This is a genomic window from Rhodococcus sp. EPR-147 (assembly GCF_001647185.1).
Classification (GTDB): domain Bacteria; phylum Actinomycetota; class Actinomycetes; order Mycobacteriales; family Mycobacteriaceae; genus Rhodococcoides.
This window is the reverse complement of sequence record NZ_LVCU01000356.1, coordinates 1-6,016: the sequence shown is the minus strand read 5'-3', so window position 1 is coordinate 6,016 and position 6,016 is coordinate 1. Positions and strand designations below refer to the sequence as shown.

Here is a 6,016-nt window from a genome sequence, read left to right as displayed (position 1 = left end):
GAAGGAAGAGCGGTCGGCAGAGACTTTTGTGGGGTTCGCGGTGCGCTGGGAACCCTATGGAGGTGCCGATGACGAAGACATCTTCGTGGCGTTCGGGATTTCGGGTGCGGAGTATCGGCGCCGGTTGTGGTGGGCCTTGAATCTGCCCAGTGGCCCAGACCTGGACGACGATGTCCGTGATCGACTCCGTGAGTACGCCATGCGTACCACGCGCCTACGCCGTCGTCGGGGCGGTAGCGAAGTTCGCGATGCACTCAGTGGCGTGTGGAAATGGGGTGATTCCTACGGTGATCGCGACGTGAATCGACTTCCCACCAGCGAGGGCGATCAACGCGAGGATCAGTAGTGTCGATGACGTTTGTCAGTGTCAGAAGTTGGCTGCACTTCGTGCTGACGCCGGGTGTTGGCCTGGGGAACCTTTGGTGCGGTTTCGCAGCGCCCGCGTGATGTCGATGATCGTCATGGCCAGCAGGACTGGTTTGGCAATGCTCAGTACGGCCGCGGACCCGATGACCGAGGCAACCAGAATTGAGTAGATGTCCACCGGTCAGGTCTTGTCGCTGATGTCGTTCGGTGTTGTCGGTGCTGTCGTCGACGGTTCGGATTTGTGGTGCTCGATGATGTCGGCGTCGTCGGCGAAGATCAGCGTTCCGTCTTCCGACGCGATGGCCCATCGATGGGGCATGGCCCAGTCTCGGCCGGCGGCGGGGACGGTCAGCAAGTAGTCGGCGAAGTCCTCGACTACGGTCCCGGTAGCGGTGCCGCCCTCTAGGCGTCGCACTTGGAGTGTGTCACCAATGGTGGGTGGTGTCGTTGTGATCTCTACCGGTTCGGTCATGACGGAATTGAAGCAGACGAATTCTCGTGGCTGATCATGCGTCCATCGATTTTCAAAGTCGTCGATGTGCCCGAGACCCCCACGGTGGCAGCTTCGGAAGTTGACTCGCATCGGCCCGGCGGGCCATGTGCGAGAAACGGCGATTGGCGGTGGGCTATTTCAAGTGCCGGTACAGCGTCGATCGCGACACTCCGAGCACTTCTCGGATGTCGGTGAGTGACATTCCGCCGGTGCGCATTCGCTTCGCTTGTTTGATTTGCGTCCCGGACATCGCCGGTGGTCGGCCACCGAGTCGCCCTTGGGCGCGTGCCACTGCCAGTCCGAGGTTGGTGCGTTCGCGGATGAGGTTGCGTTCGAATTCCGCCAATGCTCCGAAGATGGAGTAGATCAGCTTTCCGCCGGAGGTGGTGGTGTCGATCGCTTCGGTCAGCGAGCGGAATCCGACGCCATCGACGTCGAGCTGCTCGACCGTTTCGAGGAGATGGGGGAGTGATCGCCCGAGACGGTCGAGTCGCCACACGACCAACGTGTCGCCGCGCCGCAGATGCGAGAACAGATCCGACAGCTGCGGCCGAGACGTCGTCGCACCCGACGCTGTCTCCGTCCACACTCTCGAACACCCGGCAGCGCTCAAGGCCTCGCTCTGCGCGTCGGCGCTCTGATCGGTCGTCGACACCCTCGCGTAGCCCAGAAGTTCTCCCACAGGGTCGAGTGTGTCACAACTCGTCGTAGGGACACATTTCGGCGTGTCGGTTTTGAACATGAGTTCTGACACACACGCTCATCGTCCTTGCCGTGTCAAATCCAGGGCGTGTCTAAAACGATCGTTTCTGTCACACCCTCCCATTGAGCAGCCCGAGCACAAGTGCCATCACAAGGAAAAGCACGAGCTGATACCCGGTGTTGATGATCGTGAGCTTGGCCGGCTTCATCTCGAAGGCGTTGTGCTGAACGAGCGTCGATGCCGAAAACGCAACCCACATCACGAGCCCTACGAGCAGCGCCGCCCACACCGAAGTGCTGCCAGTCGCCTCGGCTGCGAGCCCGATTGCAACCGCTAACCCGAGCGCCATGATGATGACGGTGATGAAGAGCTGCAGCATGCTTCGCGCCCGCACTGGCTTGATCCGCTCCGGGGTCACCCCGGTCAGCTTCTCCCATGCGCTGGCAATCGGTCCTGTCTGATACCAAAGAAAAGCAACGATCATCCCCGCCACTACAGCGAGAATGACACCGAGCCAATTGATACCCATTGTGTGCGATCACTCCCCCTGCATACGCGAGCGCCGTCCCGATCGCGACAGATACTGGCAGCTAATACGTTTGGTTGATATTATCTATCGTAATGGACAAAGTAAAGCGTAACGGAGCTCGTTCTTACGGACAGTTCTGCGGTCTGGCTCGCGCGCTTGACCTCGTAGGAGAGCGTTGGAATCTTCTTATCGTCCGCGAGCTGCTTCCCGGCCCGTTGCGCTACAACGAGCTGAAAGCATCACTGGCTGGAATAGCGTCGAACCTTCTTGCTGAGAGACTTCGCACGCTCGAAGAAAACGGCATTGTCCAACGACAGCTGGGGGATCCCGGGGTGCTTTACGCCCTGACCCCATGGGGTGCCGAGCTCCGTGATCCGATGGAAGCCCTTGGGCGGTGGGGAACGCCGTTGGTCGCCTCAGGCCGCGGCGACGATGTGTTTCATCCACGCTGGCTGGTTCTGGCTCTACCCGCCCTCTTGAGAGACGTCACTGCGACGCCCGCGGTCGAAGTCGATCTGCTTATCGAAGGATTCGCGATCGCCCTGCGCATGGACGAGCACGGCCCGCAAGCGTTCAGTCGCCGTGACCAAACGGCAGCAACCGTCATCGAAGCGGCCCCGGAGATTATTGTCGGCCTCGCCGCCGGCGCACTGACGGTCGAACAAGCGCGCCCCTCCCTGCAAGTCCGCGGTGACGCGCAGGTTCTTGATTCCGTTTTCCCTGCGGGACGTACTCAGCCGCCGTTCTGAAACTGAGCCGCGGAACCAGACCGTCTGAACCGTTGCCGCCACCCACGCCTCACGAACGCTGCAAACGATCGTTTGTGTCACCCCATCCTGTCCGTTGTTGGCAACAAGGTGGCCGGCCGTAGCTGCAGCCGAGGCGCAGAAGCAAGGCGACGGAAGAAACTGAACTTGTCCATGCCGACGCGCCGCGGTTAGTTGCGTGGTGGTCCCACCAAATTTAGGCTTCGGTATGGCGAAAATAGGAATCGAAGATCTGCCGTTGGGTGTCAGTCGCGTGTTGGGGCGGCGTGCACGTGCGGCTGGTGTTTCTCTGACAGACCAGGTCAGGCTGGAGCTGGTCACGCTCGCTAACCAGCGTGTGCCGATTGATTCGGTGGTTCGCGCTCTGGAAAATGTTGTGAAGCAGGGCGTTAGGCCTGATGTTGACGACGACGCAATTACGTTGGTGCAGGTCTACGGACTCCCCGCAGATGCCTTGACTGTTTGGGATCGACGGGCATCCGCTGCCGGTTTGTCGCTCAGCGAATACGTGCTGCACGAGCTAGTGGTGATGGCCCGCCGTACCACGGTCGATGACGTCATCTTGGAGTTTCAGGAAGCCCAGGCGGCGGACCCATCGATGGCGATCGACATGGATGCCGTAGTCGATTCCGTCCGATATGCGCGCGCCCAATAGCCGCGCAGTGCCGTGACTCCTCTGCTGAGTACGAATGTCTCACCAAGCTAGCGGTTCGCCGCCAGCGCGAACCTGCCCGAAGAACCGCTTGGCTATGTCTGAGCCATCGTGGTTATAGCTGTTGATGAACACGGCCAGCTCGTCGGCGAGGGCTTGAAGTGCGGGGGAGACCAACGAAACTCCGCCTTCTTGCGTCCAACCCCACTCCTCAGGCACCGACTCCAACGTAACGACGATTTGGCTGTCGAAAGGTGTATCGACGTCGAACCGAATATTTGCGGGTGCGTCGCCGATTGGATCTCCTAACACGAGGTCGCCCGTCGGAGCGTCGGTCGAAAAGACAGATCGAGCGAGGGCGATATCCTCGCGAATCATCTCAGCGATCTGAGCGAGACCAGCGTGACGGCCAACGCGTCCGTGCCGTGAGCCGTAGTGGCGGCCATCGATCAACAACGGTGACCGTGGTTTTGTCAGGATGCGATCCAGCATGCGCTGCGCGGCGGCGCGCTCCTCTGTGCCAGTCCTCGAGTGATCGATCAGATTGCGAAGGCGCGAGATTCTGAGCGCTGGGTTGCTGACCACCTCTTGAGCCTAACTCGGCAACAGCCTGATCGGACCGACCGTCGGTCAACCACTCTGCCCACTATGGTGCCGGGCTTAGGTGACGATAGATAGTCGGCCGTGTGACACCGAATTCGGCTGCAATCTGAGCCACGGTGTACGCGCGCTTTCCGTCTGTGCCGACTTCGTCGTACATCGCGCGCGCCATCTGTACCTGTCTCGCACCGAGTTTCGGTTTCCTGCCGCCGGTTCGTCCCCGAGCGCGCGCGGCGGCGAGACCGTCGGCCGTCCGCTCCGACATCAGAGCATGCTCGAATTCGGCAATTGCTCCGAGGATGGAGAAAAACATGCGCCCGACCGGCGTCGAGGTGTCGACGCCCTGGTCGAGGACAACTAGATCGACCTTCCGGTCGCGCAGAAGCTCGGCCAGCTCAATCAGGTTCGACAGTGAACGACCGAGCCTGTCTAGTTTCGTGACCACTATTTGATCGCCGGCCCGAGCCATCAGCAGTGCCTTCTCGAGACCGGGTCGTCGTGCGAGAACCCCGGAGGCGTGATCGGTGAACACTTCGTCGCAGCCGGCCGCTTTCAGTGCGTCCTCCTGTGCGAGCGGGTGCTGATCGCGAGTGGAAACACGTGCGAGACCGATCTTCATTCCGCAAGTGTACGTAAACGATGGTTTGCGTTACATCAAATCGCGCTGAACGCCGAGCTGCGTTCGTTGTGTAAAAGAACTCGTGTCCGCAGCAATGTAACGCACAACCCCGATTGTCTTACGTCGCTCGCCGGAACCGATCGTTTTCGGCACCCGTCACAGCAGCGGATTGCCCAATGTCAGTTTCAGGAGTGCGCGTCATGCTTTCCTGGGGTTTCACCTCCGATTGCAGTCGTCTTCTGACATTCTGAGTGCAGAAGTGCACTGCACAATCGGTCACCCAGGCTGGGCGTTCGGAGGCTGCGATGGACGCGGACAAGTTCGACGTCGCCGAGACCGGTGTGCTGACCGCGTCGGCCGAGCAGTGGGAGCAGGCGCGGACGCGGTTTGCAGTGCTCAGCGAACTAGCGGATCTATCCTCGATTGGTACCGCAGTGGTCGAGGATGCAGCGCAGCAGTTGGGGGTCTCGCCGCGGCGTGTGTACGTGCTGCTGTCCAGGCTCCGGAATGGGGGAGGGGCGGTCACCGATCTGTTGGTCTCCGCACCTTCAGGCGGGCGCGGACGCTCCCGCGTGCCGACCGAGGTGGAAGTGGTAATCGCCGAGCACATCAACCGTGACTTTCTGGCTCGCCAGAAGCTCAGTGTGGCTGCGCTGCATCGTCGTATCGCGCTCGCCTGCCGCCGCGCCGGACTCCCGATCCCAGCCCGCAACACAGTCAACGCGCGGATCGCAGCAATGCACCCGGGCCGCGTCGCACGCTCACGTGGCGGACCGGACGCGGCCCGATCGCGGCAATCCGCTGGCGACGTCCCGCCGCCGGTGACGGCCGTTCTGCAACAAGTCCAGATCGATCACACCGTGGTCGATCTGATGATCGTCGACGAATACGACCGGGCACCGATCGGACGTCCGTATCTCACGATTGCCATCGATGTCTTCAGCCGCTGTGTGCCAGGGTTCGTCGTCACACTCGATCCGCCGTCCGCAGTGTCCGTCGGGTTGTGTCTGGGCAGGGTGTGCTCGGACAAGAGCGTATGGATCGACGCTTTGGGCCTTGGCGCGGATGTGCGGTGGCCGATGGTCGGAAAGCCGCGCGCCTTGTATGTCGACAACGCCGCCGAGTTCAAAAGTGAAGCGCTCCAGCGTGGTTGCGAGCAGCACGGCATCGACCTCGGCTACCGACCACCCGGCCGGCCGCATTACGGCGGGATCGTCGAACGCATCATTGGCACCGTCATGACCCAGGTCCACGAACTCCCCGGCACCACGTTCTCGAACCCAACGC

Annotated in this window: 8 protein-coding genes and 1 pseudogene; 4 read left to right on the top strand and 5 right to left on the bottom strand. The window is 61.3% G+C overall.

From position 1 onward, the window contains the following. A partial coding sequence (locus A2J02_RS28770; protein WP_231911470.1) for a hypothetical protein occupies positions 1 to 346 on the top strand: 346 nt, incomplete at its 5' end. Between the two features lie 201 nt (positions 347 to 547). Here A2J02_RS28770 and A2J02_RS16200 read toward each other — a convergent pair. From A2J02_RS16200 to A2J02_RS16190, 3 genes are all read right to left on the bottom strand, one after another. After that, on the bottom strand, positions 548 to 838 hold the full coding sequence (locus tag A2J02_RS16200) for a hypothetical protein (protein ID WP_068051213.1): 291 nt from the start codon (positions 836 to 838) through the stop codon (positions 548 to 550). Between the two features lie 154 nt (positions 839 to 992). Further along, a complete protein-coding gene (locus tag A2J02_RS16195) occupies positions 993 to 1,541 on the bottom strand; it encodes a recombinase family protein (RefSeq protein WP_032375677.1) in 549 nt (182 codons plus the stop codon). Between the two features lie 130 nt (positions 1,542 to 1,671). Beyond that, positions 1,672 to 2,091 carry a DUF1761 domain-containing protein gene (locus A2J02_RS16190; RefSeq protein ID WP_068051211.1) on the bottom strand — a complete coding sequence of 140 codons (420 nt, stop codon included), beginning with the start codon at positions 2,089 to 2,091 and terminating at the stop codon, positions 1,672 to 1,674. A gap of 92 nt (positions 2,092 to 2,183) precedes the next feature. Here A2J02_RS16190 and A2J02_RS16185 point away from each other — a divergent pair, with 92 nt between their 5' ends. After that, a complete protein-coding gene (locus tag A2J02_RS16185; RefSeq protein WP_068051209.1) occupies positions 2,184 to 2,840 on the top strand; it encodes a winged helix-turn-helix transcriptional regulator in 657 nt (218 codons plus the stop codon). Positions 2,841 to 3,066: 226 nt separating this feature from the next. Next, on the top strand, positions 3,067 to 3,513 hold the full coding sequence (locus A2J02_RS16180) for a hypothetical protein (RefSeq protein ID WP_068051207.1): 447 nt from the start codon (positions 3,067 to 3,069) through the stop codon (positions 3,511 to 3,513). A 39-nt stretch (positions 3,514 to 3,552) separates the two neighbouring features. Here A2J02_RS16180 and A2J02_RS16175 read toward each other — a convergent pair whose 3' ends face one another. After that, positions 3,553 to 4,095: a hypothetical protein gene (locus A2J02_RS16175; RefSeq protein WP_068051205.1), complete on the bottom strand. Its 543-nt coding sequence runs from the start codon at positions 4,093 to 4,095 to the stop codon at positions 3,553 to 3,555. Between the two features lie 61 nt (positions 4,096 to 4,156). Continuing rightward, positions 4,157 to 4,729, bottom strand: coding sequence for a recombinase family protein (locus tag A2J02_RS16170; RefSeq protein ID WP_068051203.1), 573 nt, complete (start codon positions 4,727 to 4,729; stop codon positions 4,157 to 4,159). Between the two features lie 305 nt (positions 4,730 to 5,034). Here A2J02_RS16170 and A2J02_RS16165 point away from each other — a divergent pair. Further along, a pseudogene (locus tag A2J02_RS16165) lies at positions 5,035 to 6,016 on the top strand (DDE-type integrase/transposase/recombinase); the annotation flags it as partial.